This is a genomic window from Cupriavidus sp. 10L45, assembly GCF_056395225.1.
In genome coordinates, this window is record NZ_JBFTJC010000012.1 from 111,379 (window position 1) to 127,521 (window position 16,143).

Annotated in this window: 17 protein-coding genes; 5 read left to right on the forward strand and 12 right to left on the reverse strand. The window is 67.7% G+C overall.

Going from position 1 to position 16,143, the window contains the following annotated elements; genetic code table 11:
• Positions 1 to 43: 43 nt before the first annotated feature.
• The 8 genes from AC1DFU_RS21290 to AC1DFU_RS21325 form a co-directional block, all read right to left on the reverse strand.
• A complete protein-coding gene (locus AC1DFU_RS21290) occupies positions 44 to 1,021 on the reverse strand; it encodes a type II secretion system F family protein (RefSeq protein ID WP_441591853.1) in 978 nt (325 codons plus the stop codon).
• A 9-nt stretch (positions 1,022 to 1,030) separates the two neighbouring features.
• A complete protein-coding gene (locus AC1DFU_RS21295; RefSeq protein ID WP_441591855.1) occupies positions 1,031 to 2,446 on the reverse strand; it encodes a TadA family conjugal transfer-associated ATPase in 1,416 nt (471 codons plus the stop codon).
• 33 nt (positions 2,447 to 2,479) lie between these two features.
• On the reverse strand, positions 2,480 to 3,673 hold the full coding sequence (locus tag AC1DFU_RS21300; protein WP_441591857.1) for a CpaE/TadZ family protein: 1,194 nt from the start codon (positions 3,671 to 3,673) through the stop codon (positions 2,480 to 2,482).
• Between the two features lie 39 nt (positions 3,674 to 3,712).
• A complete protein-coding gene (locus AC1DFU_RS21305; RefSeq protein WP_092298273.1) occupies positions 3,713 to 4,024 on the reverse strand; it encodes a hypothetical protein in 312 nt (103 codons plus the stop codon).
• Between the two features lie 26 nt (positions 4,025 to 4,050).
• On the reverse strand, positions 4,051 to 5,784 hold the full coding sequence (locus tag AC1DFU_RS21310) for a type II and III secretion system protein family protein (RefSeq protein WP_092298276.1): 1,734 nt from the start codon (positions 5,782 to 5,784) through the stop codon (positions 4,051 to 4,053).
• A gap of 81 nt (positions 5,785 to 5,865) precedes the next feature.
• On the reverse strand, positions 5,866 to 6,711 hold the full coding sequence (gene cpaB, locus AC1DFU_RS21315; RefSeq protein ID WP_441591859.1) for a Flp pilus assembly protein CpaB: 846 nt from the start codon (positions 6,709 to 6,711) through the stop codon (positions 5,866 to 5,868).
• A 332-nt stretch (positions 6,712 to 7,043) separates the two neighbouring features.
• Entirely contained in the window at positions 7,044 to 7,550 is a 507-nt protein-coding gene (locus tag AC1DFU_RS21320) for an A24 family peptidase (RefSeq protein WP_441591861.1), read from the reverse strand.
• Between the two features lie 64 nt (positions 7,551 to 7,614).
• Positions 7,615 to 7,794: a Flp family type IVb pilin gene (locus tag AC1DFU_RS21325; protein ID WP_369823509.1), complete on the reverse strand. Its 180-nt coding sequence runs from the start codon at positions 7,792 to 7,794 to the stop codon at positions 7,615 to 7,617.
• A 1,175-nt stretch (positions 7,795 to 8,969) separates the two neighbouring features.
• Here AC1DFU_RS21325 and AC1DFU_RS21330 point away from each other — a divergent pair.
• Positions 8,970 to 10,238, forward strand: a complete 1,269-nt coding sequence (locus tag AC1DFU_RS21330; RefSeq protein ID WP_092298460.1) for an MFS transporter — start codon at positions 8,970 to 8,972, stop codon at positions 10,236 to 10,238.
• A 44-nt stretch (positions 10,239 to 10,282) separates the two neighbouring features.
• Here AC1DFU_RS21330 and AC1DFU_RS21335 read toward each other — a convergent pair whose 3' ends face one another.
• The 4 genes from AC1DFU_RS21335 to hemL all read right to left on the reverse strand — a co-directional run bounded on the left by AC1DFU_RS21335 (position 10,283) and on the right by hemL (position 13,733).
• Positions 10,283 to 10,801, reverse strand: coding sequence for a TPM domain-containing protein (locus AC1DFU_RS21335; protein WP_441591864.1), 519 nt, complete (start codon positions 10,799 to 10,801; stop codon positions 10,283 to 10,285).
• A 15-nt stretch (positions 10,802 to 10,816) separates the two neighbouring features.
• Positions 10,817 to 11,659 carry a TPM domain-containing protein gene (locus AC1DFU_RS21340; protein ID WP_441591866.1) on the reverse strand — a complete coding sequence of 281 codons (843 nt, stop codon included), beginning with the start codon at positions 11,657 to 11,659 and terminating at the stop codon, positions 10,817 to 10,819.
• 17 nt (positions 11,660 to 11,676) lie between these two features.
• The gene (locus tag AC1DFU_RS21345; RefSeq protein WP_092298288.1) at positions 11,677 to 12,303 is read right to left on the reverse strand and encodes a LemA family protein; all 627 of its coding nucleotides are present in this window, start codon (positions 12,301 to 12,303) and stop codon (positions 11,677 to 11,679) included.
• Between the two features lie 137 nt (positions 12,304 to 12,440).
• Positions 12,441 to 13,733 carry a glutamate-1-semialdehyde 2,1-aminomutase gene (hemL, locus tag AC1DFU_RS21350; RefSeq protein ID WP_092298291.1) on the reverse strand — a complete coding sequence of 431 codons (1,293 nt, stop codon included), beginning with the start codon at positions 13,731 to 13,733 and terminating at the stop codon, positions 12,441 to 12,443.
• 249 nt (positions 13,734 to 13,982) lie between these two features.
• Here hemL and AC1DFU_RS21355 point away from each other — a divergent pair, with 249 nt between their 5' ends.
• From AC1DFU_RS21355 to AC1DFU_RS21370, 4 genes are all read left to right on the forward strand, one after another.
• The gene (locus AC1DFU_RS21355) at positions 13,983 to 14,153 is read left to right on the forward strand and encodes a rubredoxin (RefSeq protein ID WP_092298462.1); all 171 of its coding nucleotides are present in this window, start codon (positions 13,983 to 13,985) and stop codon (positions 14,151 to 14,153) included.
• A gap of 323 nt (positions 14,154 to 14,476) precedes the next feature.
• Positions 14,477 to 14,962 (forward strand): response regulator, encoded by a 486-nt coding sequence (locus AC1DFU_RS21360; RefSeq protein WP_092298294.1) that lies wholly within the window; start codon positions 14,477 to 14,479, stop codon positions 14,960 to 14,962.
• A gap of 41 nt (positions 14,963 to 15,003) precedes the next feature.
• A complete protein-coding gene (locus tag AC1DFU_RS21365; protein ID WP_092298297.1) occupies positions 15,004 to 15,372 on the forward strand; it encodes a response regulator in 369 nt (122 codons plus the stop codon).
• 130 nt (positions 15,373 to 15,502) lie between these two features.
• Positions 15,503 to 16,066, forward strand: a complete 564-nt coding sequence (locus AC1DFU_RS21370) for a chemotaxis protein CheW (RefSeq protein ID WP_092298465.1) — start codon at positions 15,503 to 15,505, stop codon at positions 16,064 to 16,066.
• The last annotated feature ends 77 nt before the right edge of the window (positions 16,067 to 16,143 follow it).

Sequence of the window (16,143 nt, forward strand, 5' to 3'; positions counted from 1 at the left end):
GGAATCTTCCCGCCTCGGTAATTGGGGTGCCTGAATGCCTGCCCTACACGTGGATCCGCACGATCTGGCGCATCCACAAGATGCCCACGCAGGTCATGGCGACGGCGTACCAGAGCATCTGGATGCCGGTCGGGTCGGTCCACAGCGTGGCCATCATCTCGGGATTGATCTGGAACACGATGCCGCCGACCACCACCGGCAGCAGCGTCAGGATCCAGCCGCCGAGCCGGCCTTCGGCCGACAGCACGCGCACCTTGTCCAGCAGTTGCAGCCGCTTGCGGATCAGGCTGGCCACGTTGTCGAGGATCTCGGCCAGGTTGCCGCCGGACTCGCGCTGGATCAGCACCGCGATGACCAGGTAGCGCAGGTCCTCGATCGGCACCCGGTCGGTCAGGCCGGCCAGCGCGTCGTGCAGTGGAATGCCGTAGTTGATCTCGCCGAACACCAGGCCCAGTTCCGTGCCGATGGGCGCCGGCAGCTCGTTGCCGGCCATGTCCAGCGCGCTGGGCAGCGAGTGGCCGGCGCGCAGCGCGCGGCTGATCAGGTCGGCGGCCTCGGGCAACTGCGCTTCCAGCGTCGCGAGCCGCTTGCCCCGCTTGTGCAGCACGAACAGCAGCGGCAGCGTGCTGGCCGCGCCGGCCATCAGCAGCACGGCATACCACGGCGCGTTCAGCGTCGTCAGCACCATGCCGGCGAGGCTGGGCGCGGCCAGCGTGAGGGCCAGGAAGCGTCCCACGGACATATTCATGCCCGATTGCAGCATGAGGTGATCCAGCGCCTGCATGCGCGGCAGGCGCCGCAGCAGCCGGGCCAGGGCCGGCGACTGGCTCATCACGCGCTGCTTGAGGATGCCGGCGTCCTGCCCGTGGCCGGCGCTGTTGAGCAGCGCCGCCTCCACGCGATGGCTGAAGCGCCGCGCGTGCTGGCTGTGATAGGTGTTCCACCACAGGTAGGCGCCGACCCCGCCCAGCACGATGGCCAGGAACACCGACAGCGCGAAGGCGATCATCATCGGATTCATGGCGCGCTCCTAGACTTCGTGCTGCACGGCGGGGTCGAACAGCGACTCCGGCAGATGGATGCCGAAGGCCTGGAGCCGCTCGCAGAACTTTGGCCGCACGCCCGTGGCGCAGAAGTGCCCGCGGATGCGGCCGTCGCGCTCCACGCCCTGGCGGCGGAAGGTGAAGATCTCCTGCATGTTGACGACCTCGCCCTCCATGCCGGTGATCTCCTGCACGCTGACGAGCTTGCGGCGCCCGTCGGTGAGGCGCGAGACCTGCACCACCACCGACAGCGCCGAGGTGACCTGCTGGCGCATGGTGCGCGTGGGCAGCGCCAGGCCGGCCATGCTGATCATGTTCTCGAGCCGCGTCAGTGCATCGCGCGGCGTGTTGGCGTGGATGGTGGCCAGCGAGCCCTCGTGGCCGGTGTTCATCGCGTGGAGCATGTCCAGCGCCTCGGCGCCGCGCACTTCGCCCAGGATGATCCGGTCCGGCCGCATCCGCAGCGCGTTCTTGACCAGCGCACGCTGGGTGATCTCGCCCCGGCCCTCGATATTGGCCGGACGCGTCTCCAGGCGCAGCACATGCTGCTGGCGCAGCTGCAGTTCCGCCGCGTCCTCGATCGTCACGACGCGCTCGTCGGCCGGAATGAAGCCCGAGAGGATGTTCAGCAGCGTGGTCTTGCCGCTGCCGGTGCCGCCCGAGATCAGGATGTTGAGCTTGGCGCGCACCATGGCGTCGAGCAGCTGGGCCATCTCGTCGGTCAGCGTGCTCAGGCCGATCAGGTCCTTGATCTGCAACGGGTTCACAGAGAACCGGCGAATCGAGAGCAGGGGGCCGTCGATGGCCGAGGGCGGGATGATGGCGTTGATGCGCGAGCCGTCCGGCAGGCGCGCGTCGACCATCGGGCTCGATTCGTCGATGCGGCGACCCATGCGCGACACCATCTTGTCGATCACGCGCAGCAGGTGGGCGTCGTCGAGGAAGGTCACGTCGGTCAGCTCGAGCTTGCCGCGCCGCTCCACGTAGACGTGGCGCGCGGTGTTGACGAGGATGTCGGAGATGGTGGGGTCGGCCAGCAGCGGCTCAAGCGGCCCGTAGCCGAGCATCTCGTCCTGGACGTCCGAGACCAGGCGGCGCCGCTCCGACTCGTTCACCGGATGGTTGCCTTCCTCGATGATCCGCTCCACCAGCTGCGCCAGCTCGCGCCGGACCTGTTCGGGCGGCATGTGCTGGAGGCGGCTGAGTTCCACACGATCGACCAATGTCTGGTGGATCTCCAGCGCCAGTTGCTGGTAGGCGGGCGTCACCGCGCCCGAGCCGGCCGTGCCGCTGGGGGCGTGGCTACTGCCGTTGACACCATGGACGGCGGCGCCGTTGGCGCGCGCCACGCGCTCGGGCAGGGCTTCGCCGGCCTGGCGGAAGAGTTGTTCTCGCAGTGACATCTCGGACTCCTGGTGTCGCCGTGGCGGTGCCGGTCAGGCGCGCGCCGGGGCATGGACCTGATTGTTCTGGCCGAACAGCTTGCGCAACAGGTTGTCGCGGCGCGGCTGGGTGTCGGGGTAGAGCTGCCGGGCCATGTCGGCCAGCGCGCGGGCGATGGCGCTGTTCGGTGCCAGTTGCGTCACCGGCACGCCCTGCTCGCTCGCGTCCCGGACCGGGCTGGCATCGTGCGGCAGCACATGGCTCACGCGCACGCCGAAGGCGTCTTCCAGCGTGCGCTGGGCGATGCTGGCGTGCCGGTCGTCGCCGTTGAGCACCAGGCGCACGCGGTCGGTGTGGTAGCTCAGCGACTGGCAGAGGTCGAACAACCGGCGGCCCGCACGCAGGTGGGCCAGGCTGCGGCGCATCACCGCGTAGATCAGGTTGCTGTGGTCCAGCACCACGAGGGTGGCGGGGTTGATGTCCTGGCCGATGTCGAAGACCACCGCGTCGTACTGCTGGCGCGCCACGGCCATGATGCGTTCCAGGTGCGCGGCCTTGATCTCGCCTGCCTTGATCGGGTCGCCGGCGGCGGGCACCACGTCGAAGCCGGGGCAGACGTGGGTCACGCAGGCTTCCAGCAGCGCGGCGTCGAGCCGGTCCACCTGGCGGCAGACGTCGGACAGCGTGGCGGGCGGGGTCTGGTCGGTCATCAGGAAGGCGGCGTCGCCGTACTGCTGGCTCAGGTCCACCAGCAGCACGCGCTTCTTGTGCCGGGTAGCCACCACGTGGGCGAAGTTGGCCGCCACGAAGGTGGTGCCGCTGCCGCCCTTGCAGGCCGCGAACGCCAGCACCTGGCCTTCGGCCCGACCGTTGCTGAGCGCGTGGCTGGTGCAGCGCTGGAGCTCGTCGCGGAACTCCTGGGCCTCGGGTGGCCACGGCAGCACGCCCTGCACGCCTGCGCGCATGGCTCGCATCAACAGGTCGGCGGACGGGTGCGCCGTCAACAGCATGCACAGTGTTTCCGGATGCTCGGTGGTGATGCGGCGCAGCTGGACGATGTCGTCCGCGCCGACCTCGGGCGCGTCCACGATCAGCAGGTCGGTGCCGAGCGTGAGCGCGGGGTCGGCCAGCGCGGCGGCCGGCGTGGCCCGCACACGCTGTACCACGTGGTTGGCGCTCTGGGCGATCAGGCCCGCCACGTAGTGCAGGTGCGCATCGTCGGCGGATACAACGGCGATCTTTGCCATGGCTTCTCTCCTGGAGACAGCGTGCGGCGGCCGCGTGGCCTACCGTCCCATATTGTTGAGACCGCCGGAGGCGCCCACGCCGATCGTGAAGGCGTTGGCGTCGGACTGCGGCGTGCGGAACTGGGTGCCGTAGCGGTCCATCGCCGCCGTGGCGGCGCGGCCGTCGATGCCCGTCACGGGGTCGGTGTTGTTCGAGGCATCGGGGTTCAGGATCTGCATCGCCCGCAGCGTGCGCACCGAATCGCCGAATTGCTTGTCATACATCGGCGTGGTGGCCATGCAGCCCGAGAGACCCGCGACGGTGCCGAGCAGGGCGGCGAGCGCGGCGGGGCGGAGGAAGTTGGTCGTCATGATGTGCTCCTGGTTCGGGTCTGCGCTTATTCGCCGGCGGCGCCTGCGGCGGTGGGGGCGGGCACGCTGGTGGTGGGCGCGGCGGAAGGGGCCGTCATCGGGGCCGCAGCAGGGGCCGCAGCCGGGGCGGGCATCGCGGCCGGGGCCGGGCGGGCGGGGTGGCCTTCCATGTTGCCGTTCAGGTAGACCTCGCCCGGGGTGGTCGGCCCGAAGGTGTCGGTCGGCAGCGGGTAGTTGGCCGGCAGCGGCTTCACCAGGCGCGGCGTGACCACGAACACCAGCTCGGTGCGGTCCTGCTGGAAGTTGGTGCTGCGCATCAGCGTGCCCACCACCGGCAGTTCACCCACGCCCGGCAGCGCCTTGAGGCTGCCCGTGATGTTGTTCTTGATCAGTCCGCCGATGGCGAAGCTCTGACCGTCGTAGACCTGCAGCGTGGTGGAGGCCCGCCGCGTGTTGATCAGCGGCAGGATCGACGTGCCCGACACGTTCGGCGCGGTCAGCGCTACCCCGGTCGGCGAGAGTTCGGACACTTCGGGCGCCACCTTGAGGTTGATGCGGCCGTTCTCCATCACCGTCGGCGTGAACTTCAGCCCGACACCGAAGGTTTCCTCCTGCAGGATGATGGTGGTGCCCGTGCCGCCAAAGCTCTGCGGCACCGGGATGAACACCTTGCCGCCGGCCAGGAAGCTCGCCTCCTGCCCGCTGATCGCCATCAGGTTCGGCTCGGCCAGGATCTTGACCAGCCCGTCACCCTTCTGCGCATCGAGCGCGAACTTGAGCGGCAGGTTGTTGGCCTTGCTGAAGGAGAGCAGGTCCGGGGCCCCGGAGAGGAAGTTGGCCAGCAGCCCGAAGCTCCAGCTGCCGAACGCGGCGTTCAGGTTCGCGGCGGAGCCCATCTGGTCGATCAGGCTCTTGGAGACCTCGGCCACCTTCACTTCGAGCATGACCTGCTGGGGCGCTTCCACCACCAGCATGTTGATGATGCGCGGGCTGCGCATCGGCATGCCGGTGTTGGCGGGATTGTTGGACATGGTCCCGTTCTGCTGCTGGCCCTGGGCCGCGCCCTGCGGATTCTGCGCCGGGCCGCGCGTCTGGCGCATGACGAAGGCGTTGGCGATGTCCAGCACTTTCTGCGCCTGCACCGAGTCCAGCACCGTGCCGCTCAGCACGAGGCTGTCTGCGGCGGACGAGACTCGCACGCGGCGTGCGTCGGGCATCAGGTCGCGCAGCGTGGCCTGCAGCCCGCCGGGATCGGCGCCGACCACCAGGTCGATCACGCTGCACGAGCCGCTGCGGCCCTGCACGATCATATTGGTGGTGCCCACTTCCTGGCCCAGCACGTAGAGCGTCTGCGGGGAGACCAGCATGGCCTGCGCCACGTTGGGGTTGCCGAGGGAGCGGGCCTTGACCGCCTCCGGCATCTCGATCATCGTCGATTTGCCGACCGGCACCTGTACCTCGCGCCGTTCGCGCATGGCGCCGACGCAGTTCGGTCCGCGTGCCGGCGCGGCGTCGCGGGGCGCGGCCGCCTCGGCGGCGACCCCGCCCTGGACGTTGCCCTGCATATTGCCAACCGCCGCGAGGCGAACCGGCCGGGTGGGGCCGGCGGCGTTGGCCGTGGCCATCGCCGCCTCCATGCCAGCCTGCCCCCGGGCAGGCGTACCCCAAAGCATGCCCAGAGCCGTCAACGCGAGCACGGTGGCCTGCAGTTGCGGTGCGATACGGCGCGCTGCGCCTTGATGCGTGGTGATGCGATCCATGATGTTCCCCCGGTGGGTTCGCGCAGTCATTGGGGGCAGTTACCGCGTGGGCCTGCCTTTCTCAGACGCGTGAGCCGTGGTTCAAAAGCATTCCTGATTGCGCTGGTTGCCGCTGATGACGCCGATGCAGGTGCCGGAGAAGGCTTTCTCCGCCACGTGCCGCACCACCTGTACTGTCCTGGTCACGGGGGCGGCCGCCGCGATCACGGGTTCCTTGAGGAGGGAATTCTTGGTGGCGCCGGCGGTCTCGGCCGGGCGCGGGTCCATCTGGTTGCGCAGCACCAGCGAGAGCGAGCCCACGCTGCGTGCCAGGTCGAGCTTCTCGGCCTCGTCGGGCGACACTTCCAGCGTGACCGCGTTGACCACCTTCGGCTTGGTCTCGTCACGGTTCACCTCCTGGGCCACGGCCAGCACCAGGATCTTCTCGAGCACGATCTTCGAGATCGACTGGTCGGTGCGTTCGGCGCTGGCCTTGCTGTCCTGCTTGTCTTTCTGGGTGTTGACGATGATGTCGACGAAGCTGCCGGGCAGGGCGAAGCCGGCCACGCCGACCACGTCGTTCACACGCACGGTGATGGCGCGCTTGCCGTCGGCGATGACCGCCGAGAGGCCGCCCTTGGTGCCCATCGGCGTCAGCTTGGACTCCAGCACCGGCTCGCCGCGCGAGAGGCTGGCCTTGGTGACGCGGCCGGCGAGCGAGGTGGCGTCCTGGACCACGCCGGGCGGCAGGCTGGCCGCGGGCCAGTCCACCAGCTTCACGGCCTCGGGGGTGATCTGCTGGCCCAGGCTGATGTCGGCGGCGGCCACGGCCACCTTGGTGATGCCGTTGCTGCCTTGCTGCAGCAGCCAGCGGGACGCGAGCATGACGGCGCTGAGCCCCGCGATGGTGGCGATCAGCAGCATGAACAGGATGCGCAGGTTCTTCATTTTCGGCTCCCTTGCTCAGAAGAAGATGGTGCGATGTGCCAGGGTGCGCGGGCACGTGGCGGGAATGGCGGGGCGCCCGGCGTGCCTGGTGGCGCGTTGGCGTCCGGTCCGGCGGGCCGGGTCCTGGCCGCTGGCGGCTGTCATGTGGTGGTCTGGGCGCGACCCGGAGCCGTGGCGGTGTGCCGAGGCGCAGGGCCTGGCGTCTCTGTGTGGCGCATGCATGCGGCTGCTGTGGTGCATGGCGATTCCCCCGTTCCTGGTCCCTGTTGTCACAGCATCGGGACCTTCTCGTTAGTGGCGCGCAAGCCGGAGGCGCGCCGTCTCCGTGTTGTTCAGAACAGCTCCCACTTCACCAGCAGCGTGGCCGTGGCGATGGCCACGCCGTACGGCAGCCGGACGGGCTTGCGTGCGGCGATCCGGCGTGCCGCGGCGATGCGGCGCAGCAGCAGGGCGGCGATGGCCAGCGCACCGCCGGCCAGGAAGCCGACCACGGCCACATGCGCGGCGCCCGCCACGCCCATAAAGGCCCCCACGGCCCCCATCAGCTTCACGTCGCCGGCGCCCATGCCGCCCATCAGGTAGACCGCGAGCAGCATGACCGCGCCGGTGGCGGCCCCGCCGACCCAGACCACGGCGCCGTCCGCCGGGCCGTGGGTGGCAACCTGCGCCACCAGGGCCAGCGTCAGTCCGGCGGCCACGAGCCAGTTCGGGATGCGGCGCGAGCGGGCATCGCTCACGGCAGCGACGATCACCATGGCGACGAGGCTCAGATTGGCGGCTGCGGCAACGGAGAACATGGCGGCCTTCCCGTGGATCGGTGCGATCGATGCGATCGGCATGTCAGGAATCTGGCCGGACCGGGGCCCATGGCGCGGAGCCCGGTCCGGGGGTGCCGGAAGTCGTTCAGGCCGCGGCGAGCGCGGTGGCGATCGAATTCCAGATGGTGCCGACGGCGGTCTTCACGGTGGTGCCATAGGTCACCATCACGAGGGCCACGAAGGCCAGCAGCAGGGCGTACTCCACACCGGCTGCGCCGTCTTCTTCACGAACGAAACGCTTGATGCCATCGAACATGGTGGACATGTCTTTCTCCTTCACTTCACGGTTGGTGGGGAAAAAAGCGCCCGCTGGAGATCGGGCACAAGGTTTCGGCCGAACTTCCGACCGAGGCCAAACCGAAAGAGCCGCACTGTCGTGACATCTTTCCGATTCCACCTGGCTCAGGCTCGCGCACGCCCGGCAAGGCCGGTCTAGCGCTTGTCACCCGATGCATGGCCACTCCCTGCGGCATGCATCCTGGGCGGGTGCCGCGTACCGGTCCGAACCTCTCCAGGGACCGAAACGCGCCTGAAAGTGCTGCAAGACTGCGAGGCTTCGCGGCGTGCCGCTGGGCCGGACCGACCATGCAGCTGGCCGGTCGCTTTTTCCTCCCTGGGCGCTGACTCGCGTCACCGCCTTCCCCGTTCCCACTTGTTCTCTGGATCCGCCTGGCGCCTGTCTTTGCAGGTTGGCCTGGCATTCCGTGGTTGCGGTACATTCGCGACGAACGTGCCACGGACGCTAAGACGTTGATTTGTATAGGGGTGGGGGTTGGACCATGCGTCGTTTGCGAGACGATGTAACCAAATGTTTCTAGATGGTTACGAGTCGGCTCATGCACCCGGTTGCGGGTTTTCGCTGGAAATAGGCAGTGCAATTCCTATATGAGCGGGCAAATGTGCAGACAACCCGGCGTCCACGCGTTTTTTCCCCGGGGAAAGACGTAGAGGCCAAAATGGCCAAAAACGTTACATCCATGGAGCGCCGATTACTGCATAGACGACGGGACTCATCCGTATGGACTGGCGGTGTGGGGGACACACCTAACTGAAACGCGGTACACCGGAACCGCCGGTGATGCGTTTGGACCGCCCCGGAGCGGGCGATAGCAAGGGCCTGCGGATCGGTCGTTTGGGCGAGGCCAATTGCAGAAGAATTGTCTCCGCCACGTGGCCTCATCCTCGTGACCTAAGGGTGGACCGAAATTCGCCAAAAATGGCCTGCGGGCCAAAACGTTTCAAAGTTGAAACTGGACCCTGAAATCAACGATTCTCGTTTCGATCTTGGGGTAATGCAGAGGACACATCGTATTGCGGTGGGCCTGGCACTGTTACAGCTTGGAAACAGACACCGTCAATGATTTGCAAGCGTTACACGGCCTGCTGGCTTGCTGGGGGCGTGGTATCTTTCGCAGGTTTTGCACCACGATGGTGAAGATCATGCCAGGCGCCTCCCCGACAACCCCCTCCGATTCCCTCGCTTCCCAACCGAACCAGGCTGCCAACCCCCGCTGGCGCGTGCTCGCGGTGTTTTCGCTTGGGTTTCTGGTCTCATATATCTTCCGGGGCGTGAATCTCGGCTTCGCGCCGTTCCTGACGCGCGAGCTAGGCCTGTCGGCGGCCGATCTGGGGCTGCTCACCAGTTTCTATTTCCTCGGCTTTGCCTGCGCGCAACTGCCGGCCGGCATCCTGCTCGACCGCTACGGCCCGCGCCGTACCGAGGCCGCCTTGCTGCTGCTGGCCGTCGCCGGGTCGCTGGTGTTCGCCTTCGCCCCGGGCATGGCCGGCCTGGCCGCCGGGCGGGCGATGATCGGCGTGGGGGTGTCGGTCTGCCTCGGCGCGGCCATCCAGGCGCTGTCGATGTGGTTCCCGCTGTCACGCATGCCGTTGCTGAACGGGCTGGTGATGGCGATCGGCGGGCTGGGCGCAGTGGTGGTCGGCAGCCCGCTGTCCTGGCTGCTGGCCTGGACGGACTGGCGCACCATTAGCGTCGGGCTGGCGGCGCTGTCGTTCGCCATGGCCGTGCTGCTCTGGTTCGGCGTGCCGGACGCCCGGCGCCCGGGCAAGGAAACCTTCGCCGAGCAACTGCGCGGCACGCGGCTGATCCTGGTCAGCGAGAAGTTCTGGCGGGTGGTGCCGCTGACGCTGCTGAACCAGGGCATCTTCCTGGCCGTGCAGACGCTCTGGGTCAGCGCGTTCATGCGCGATGTGCAGGGGCTGGCGCCGTCCGAGGGCGCGCGGCTGGTGTCGGTGATCGGCTTCGCCATGATGGCCGGCTGCGTCGGCGCGGGCTGGGCCGCCCGGCACCTGGAGCGGCGCGGGGTGAGCCTCTACGCGTTCGCCGGCTTCGGGATGATCGGCTTCATCGTCGTGCAGCTGCTGCTGATGGCGCGGCTGCCGTTCGTGCCGCTCGCCGTGCTGTGGGCGGCCTACGGGGTGTTCGGCTCCAGCGGGATCCTGACCTACGCACTGCTGGCGCGACGTTTTCCCGACGCGCTGATCGGGCGGGCGACGACAGCCATGACGTTGACTGTTTTCCTCGCGACCTTTGTGTTTCAGGTGGGGATTGGGTTTGTGCTCGATTTCTGGCCGTCATCCGGGGGGCGTTATCCGGTTGTGGCGCATTGGGTGGTTTGGGGTGGGTTGGTGGGGCTGCAGGTTGTGGCGGCGGGGTGGTATTTGATGGAGAAGCGGGGAGGGAAGGTTTGAGGGGCGGTGTTGGGTTTTGAGCCCAAAAGCCAACACCCCAAACCTCAGAGCACCATCGGCCGATCGTCCAACTCATTCCGATTAAACCCATCCCCCGAAGGAAAATGCTCCATCAGCAGCGCATGGATCTCCCCCACCGCATCCAGCACTGGCCGTACCGACAGCGACTCCCGTAGCCCCACCGTCAGCCCGGCGCAAACCTTCTCCCACACCCGCGCGCTAACGCACGCGTCAATCCCCCGGTCCGCGAGGATTTCCACCGCGTGGTCAGCCAGATTGATATAGAGCAGCACGCCCGTGTGGTCCTCGGTGTTCCACACCTCCAGTGCGCCGAACAGCGCCCGGGCGCGTTCGCGTGGCGTGGTGCCGCGCCAGGCCAGTTCCCACGGCATGCTTGCCTCGATGACCACGCGGACTTCCCCGCGATGATGCTGTTCGCCGGCGTGCACGGCCACCTGCAACTGGTGCTGGGCCTCGGCGGGGAACGCCTTGCGCGCCGCCGATGATGTCGAGCCGAGGTGCCGTAGCGCCCGCTTGAGAGACTTCTCCCTGATTGCTTTCATCAGCCAGCCTCCCGATTACCAGTTACCCGAGGCGCCGCCGCCGTCGAAGCCGCCGCCGCCTCCGCCGCTGAATCCACCGCCACCACCGCCGCCTCCGCCGAAGCCGCCACCACCTCCGCCCCAGCGGCGCCCGACCTCATACCCGCCCAGCCCGCCCAATCCACCAGCCGTGGTGGTCGGCCAGCCGCGCCGGCCGGTCACGATCTGCGGGCCGCGTCCGCGCCGCAGGATCGCTGAAAGAAAGAAAAATACGACGATGGCGAGCGGGAACAGCACGGGCAGCCAGTCGTTGAGGGCAGAGGTCGCTGCATTGCCGGCTTTCCGCTCGGGCCCAGGCAGCGCCTCTTTGTCGATGGCGGACTGGATGGCCGAGATGCCCGCCGCGAGGCCGCCGTAGAAGTCGTTCTGGCGGAAATGCGGGGCCATCACGTTGCGCAGGATGCGCGAGGACACCGCGTCGGTCAGCGACCCCTGCACGCCGCGCCCGGTCTCGATGCGCATCTTGCGCAAGCCGGGCGGGTTGTCCTTGGCGATCAGCAGGATCACCCCGTCGTCGATGCTCTGGCGCCCCGCCTTCCACGCGTCCGCCACGCGGATGCTGTACTGGTCGATGGTCTCGGGCTCGGTCGTCGGCACCATCAGCACGAAGATCTGGCTGCCGCGCTGTTGCTCGTACTCGGCCAGCACGTTTTCCAGCGCGGCGCGCTGTTGCGGGGCCAGCGTGCCGGTCAGGTCGGTCACGCGCTGGGTGAGCGGCGGCACCGCGACAAAGCCGTCTGCCGCCCGGGCGGGATGGGCGGCGAACATCGCCGCAAGGCATAGCCAGATGCCGAAAAAGCGGAGCAGGGCGGCGCGCATGATGGCGATGCGCCGCGTCAGAACTTGACGGCCGGCGGCGTGGAGATGGCCTTCTCGTTCTCCACCGTGAACGACGGCTTGACCGGGTAGCCGAACACCTTGGCCGTGAGATTGGTCGGGAAGCTGCGCGCCAGCACGTTGTACGACTGCACCGCCGCGATATAGCGCTGCCGCGCCACGGTGATGCGGTTTTCGGTGCCTTCGAGCTGCGATTGCAGGTCGCGGAACGCGGCGTCGGCCTTCAGTTGGGGATAGTTCTCGGAGATCGCCAGCAGGCGCGACAGCGCGCTGGTCAGCTGCCCCTGTGCCTGCTGGAAGCGGGCGAAGGCCTCGGGATCGTTGAGTGTCTCCGGCGTCACCTGAATGCTGGTGGCCTGGGCGCGGGCCTTGGTCACGGCCTCGAGCGTCTCGCGCTCATGGCTGGCGTAGCCCTTGACCGTGGCGACCAGGTTCGGGATCAGGTCCGCACGGCGCTGGTACTGGTTGACGACTTCGCCCCATGCCGCCTTGACGGCCTCGTCCTTCGACTGGAAATCGTTGTAGCCGCAGGCGCTGAGCAGGCTGGCCAGCAGGGCCATGGCGAGCCAGCGGCCAAGGGCGGCGGGCGAGGGCAGGACGAACAGGGATGGGAGGGCAGCGCGCATCGATGACTCCTGGAATGGCCGGGATCGGCAAAATCCAAGTGTAGCGCACGGCATTGGGGCGCCGCCCTGAGTGTGAAGGAAGAGTAAGGGGAGAGCGAGGCGCGCCGGGCGCGCCTCTTGGGTCACTCGACAGCCGCTTAGCCGGCCTGGAAGGCGCGGGCGGCCGCTTCCACGGTAGTGGCGATGATCGCGTCGTCGTGCTTGGCCGAGACAAAGCCGGCTTCGAACGCCGATGGCGCCAGGTACACGCCCTCGTTCAGCATGGCGTGGAAGAAGCGGTTGAAGCGCCCGACGTCGGCCTTGGTTACCTCGGCGAAGCTGGTCGGCACCGTCTGGGTGAAATAGAGGCCGAACATGCCGCCGATGGCGTCCGCGGCGAACGGCACGTTGGCGGCACGGGCAGCGGCGGTCAGGCCATCAGTCAGCTTGCGCGTCTGCGCGGCCAGCTGGTCGTGGAAGCCCGGCGCCTGGATCAGCTTCAGCGTGGTCAGGCCGGCGGCCACGGCCAGCGGGTTGCCGGACAGCGTGCCGGCCTGATAGACACCGCCCAGCGGCGCCAGCTTGGCCATGATGTCGCGCCGGCCGCCGAACGCTGCCGCCGGCATGCCGCCGCCAATCACCTTGCCCAGGCAGGTCATGTCCGGTTTGATGCCGTAGTGGGCCTGCGCGCCGCCCAGCGCCACGCGGAAGCCGGTCATCACTTCGTCGAAGATCAGCACGGCGCCGTGCTCGCTGCACAGGTTGCGCATGGACTGGAGGAAAGCGGCCGTGGCGCGCACCAGGTTCATGTTGCCGGCTATCGGCTCCACGATCACGGCGGCGATCTCGCCCTTGTGGCGCGCGAAGGCTTCCTCGAGCTGGGTGACGTTGTTGTACTCGAGCACCATGGTGTGGCGCGTCACGTCGGCGGGCACGCCGGCCGAGGACGGCGCGTTCTGGGTGGTGTCCGCGAAGGTCAGCAGGCCCGAGCCGGCCTTGACCAGCAGGCTGTCCGCGTGGCCGTGGTAGCAGCCCTCGAACTTGATGATCAGGTCGCGCCCGGTGAAGCCGCGCGCCAGCCGCAGCGCGCTCATGGTGGCCTCCGTGCCGGACGACACCAGCCGCACCTGCTCGATCGACGGCACCAGCTTGCAGATTTCCTCGGCCATCTCGATCTCGCCCTCGGTGGGCGCGCCAAAGGAGAAGCTGCCGGCGGCGGTGTCCTGCACGGCCTTGACCACGGCCGGATGGGCATGGCCGAGGATCATCGGCCCCCAGGAGCCGATGTAGTCGATATAGCGCTGGCCGTCCGCATCCCACATATAGGCGCCCTCGGCGCGGGTGATGAAGCGCGGCGTGCCGCCCACGGAGCGGAAAGCGCGCACGGGCGAGTTCACGCCACCGGGAATGGTCTGCTGGGCGCGGTCGAAAAGCTGCTGGTTACGGGACATGGCAGGAGTTGTAATCCGATACAGGATGAAAATGGGCTTGCCGGGGGCCGGAGCCGGGCGGCTAGCGGTCAGATGCCGGAAAAGCAGGCAATCTGGGCGAAATACGCGCCGTTTGAACGGCATCTGCACGCTAACATGCGCGAACGCGACGATATTGGCAGGATTGCGCCGCCCCATGGGTGGCGCCGGCGGCGCGGTTTATGTACCATCTGCGCTGGAATTTTAATGGAGAGTGGCAAGAGCCTGCATATGGAATACAAGACTTGGATGTGCCTGATCTGCGGTTGGATCTACGACGAGGCCACCGGTTCGCCGGAAGACGGCATCGCGCCGGGCACCAAATGGGAAGACGTGCCGATCAACTGGACCTGTCCGGAGTGCGGCGCGCGCAAGGAAGACTTCGAGATGGTGGCGATCTGACGCCTGGCCGTCATCCACCCCGAAAACCCCGACGCGTCGCGCCAAAGCGACAGATCGGCGGGCCGCGCCGGACGAACCGGATTGACGGCCCCACCGCGAGTCGTCACACTTTGCGGCAAAACTAGCACTATCAGAGCAATAACACAGCAATACGTCGGGCGGACGCACGGGTCGCGCCGCCGGCGCCGGTCGGATTGACCGGGCTTTTTTTGATTGGGAATTTGGAAATCGGGGGCCGCCGGCGCGCCAAGCGCTGCCGTGCGGGTGTTCTCAAGTGAATACCGGCGCCTGCATTCGTGCGGGCAGCTGGTCGCGGGAACAGTATGCGGGTCGCTCAAACAGAAGAAAACACGTCCGTCGATGGGGTCAACACCGGCGACGCCGGTGCCGTCAAGGCAGCCGCGGCATTGCGCCGCAAGATCCTTGTGATCGACGATTCCAGCACCATCCGCCGGACGGCGGAGATCTTCCTGTCGCAGGCAGGCTATCAGGTCATGCTCGCCGAGGATGGCTTCGAGGCGCTCGCCAAGGTCGGCGACATGCACCCGGACGTCATCTTCTGCGACATCCTGATGCCCCGGCTGGACGGCTACCAAACCTGTTCCCTGATCAAGAAAAGCCCGAGGTTCCACGCGATCCCGGTGATCATGCTGTCGTCCCGCGACGGCGTGTTCGACCGTTCGCGCGGCAAGCTCGTCGGCGCGCACGACCATCTCGCCAAGCCCTTTTCCCGTGAAGCCCTGATGCAGGCCGTAGAGACCTGCCTTGGCGGCTGTGCGCAGGAAGAGGGTGCGGTCGTGGCGGCCTGACCCTGAACGCCGCCACGCAAAAGCATCCAGGAAACACACCAATGACCATCAGCAAAATCCTTATCGTCGACGATTCCCCCACCGAAGCGCTGTTCATGTCCGACTTGCTCGGCAAGAAGGGTTTCAAGGTCTCGGTGGCCGGCAACAGCGACCAGGCCATGGCCCGGCTCGAGGCGGAAGCCTTCGACCTGATCCTGATGGATGTGGTCATGCCCGGCCAGAACGGCTACCAGACCACCCGCGCCATCAAGCGCGACGACCGCTTCAAGGACATTCCCGTGATCATGTGCACCAGCAAGGGCCTCGACACGGACCGCATCTGGGGGATGCGCCAGGGCGCATCGGACTACATCGTCAAGCCGGTGGACAGCGACGAGCTGCTGTCGAAGATCGCCGCGCTGGCGCACTGAGCCGCACCGAACTGCCTGCCGGGCCGATGGGGCCCGGGGTTTGCCGTCACGCCGCCCGCTGCGACGCGGGCAGGGGTGACGCTGTGTCCGCCATCTGCCAGGCGGTCTCTTATCCACCGGTATGCCGACCATGAACGCGCCGCGCCAAGACATCCGTGCCCGCCAGACCCGCTTGCAGGACTATCAGGCCATGCTGGCCCGTCGCCTGCGCGACGCGCGCAACCTGCCCGCCGTGGACAGCTACCTCGGCGTGCTGGTGGGCCAGCGCCACTGGCTGCTGCCGCTGCCCGATACCGGCGAGGTGCTGGAGATGCGCCAGCCGGCCGGCGTGCCGCTGACCCAGCCGTGGTACCGCGGACTGGTCAACGCGCGGGGCAACCTGCTCGGGGTGATCGATTTCGGCCTGTTCTGCGGCGAGGGGCACACGCCCGTGCAGCCGGGCAGCAAGATCGTGGTGCTGTCGCGCCACGTGGAGCGCGCGTGCGGGATCATCGCCACGCGGGTGGTGGGGCTGCGCCATGCCGGCGACCTCTCGCTGCCGCACGGCGACGCCCCGGCGGGGCACGCGGATCTCGCCGCCGAATGGCACGGCCCGCGCTTCGCGGACCGCGACGGGCGCGACTGGCAGGTGCTGGACATCCGCCAGCTGCTGGACGCCCCGGCGTTCCTCCAGGTGGGCCGCGTGGTGGCCTGAGCCGATGGTCGAAAGCCGATAGCTGACAGTCGATAGCGGAACATCAAGACGCAGTACCAACGAATCAAAAAACAAAC